The sequence below is a fragment of the Shewanella sp. POL2 genome (assembly GCF_000282755.1).
Taxonomy (GTDB): domain Bacteria; phylum Pseudomonadota; class Gammaproteobacteria; order Enterobacterales; family Shewanellaceae; genus Shewanella; species Shewanella xiamenensis.
Map to the genome: position 1 here is coordinate 1 of NZ_AKZL01000192.1, position 1,281 is coordinate 1,281.

The window sequence follows — 1,281 nt, forward strand, 5'->3', positions numbered from 1 at the left end:
ACTAAGTAGCACTTAGACGAATATGAACACTTAAGAAGTGGTACTCAATACAGCTTTCTAAATTAACAAATAAAGGTTAATTACGCAGGTAATTGTGCGGCAGACAAAGCCGTGACGAGCGAAGGGCGAAGGGCGAAGTGTACGGTAGTACATGAGTACTGGAGTGAGGAAACAATGCCGTCAGACGTAGAATTAACCAGTAAGAATTTGCTTGGTGACAATAGCATTGTGGTCCCACCTGATCCCATCCCGAACTCAGAAGTGAAACGCAATCGCGCCGATGGTAGTGTGGGGTCTCCCCATGTGAGAGTAGGTCATCGCCAAGCGCCTAAATAAACAATGGAAGCCAGCTGAATAAGCTGGCTTTTTTGCATTTAGAGTTTTGAATTTCAACGTTCTATTCTTCGAAATACTTCTCTAATCACTGACTTCTTTAATTTATCGCCTCATACGCAATGTAAACAGAGAGCCCCTCATTGCTCCGTTTTCTTCATTCTCCAACACCTTTAGCATCATTCATTTAAATGGCTGCTTGATCTAAATACTTTAGTGCATTGAGACCCCTTTGATTTTTGTCCTTATAGGACTAATCAGTAAATTTAAAGCTTGTACTCTTCGTATGCTCGTTTAAGGGGAGTCAGAACCTTATTGTCAGCCCATGTTTGCTTTTGGTTTCATCTTGGCTGGTATCTTCATTTCGTCATTACTCCTCAATAAAAATTTCTGCTTTGCCGTTTCATTAACGAATATTCATTTTATCGGTCGTTCACTAAGGATCCCTCAGACACTTGCTGCTGATCTTATGTAAATTGGTCTTACCAATTTACATTCGCCGATTAAATTTGTTATCAATGCAGATGTTGTGTGGTTGTTAATTTAAAACGCGAATGTTGGTTAAGGGCGAAGGAGGTAGGGCAGTGAAAGGGGAGCTAACGCAACAGTTATTAGACGCTGTTGGCATCATGTTATTGGGGATGGGGCTGGTCTATTTATTTTTAAGTGTATTGATATTAGCTGTGAATCTGGTTGCTAAGTGGTGTCGTGAAGAGCACAAAGCAGTAGAACCGTTGAAGGTCAATGATGCGAGCTCAACTGGAGCTTCAAGCACTTTAGAGCCTAAATTGGTGGCTGCGATCAGCTTAGCCGTCCAGCAGTATCGTTCTCAGGCTAAATAATGGAGCGCCATATGAACCGAGTAAATTCGATAGTGGCGTCTAAGCCATTACAGTTAACCGATGTTGTCTTGAGGGATGCACATCAGTCTATTTTAGCGACGCGTTT

General features: G+C 41.9%; 1 protein-coding gene and 1 rRNA gene. Both read left to right on the forward strand.

Features of this window, described 5'->3' with window-relative positions:
• Positions 1-210: 210 nt before the first annotated feature.
• A 5S ribosomal RNA gene (gene rrf / locus SHEWPOL2_RS21980) occupies positions 211-326 on the forward strand.
• 561 nt (positions 327-887) lie between these two features.
• A complete protein-coding gene (locus SHEWPOL2_RS21985) occupies positions 888-1,175 on the forward strand; it encodes an OadG family transporter subunit (RefSeq protein ID WP_050991426.1) in 288 nt (95 codons plus the stop codon).
• Positions 1,176-1,281 lie beyond the last annotated feature (106 nt).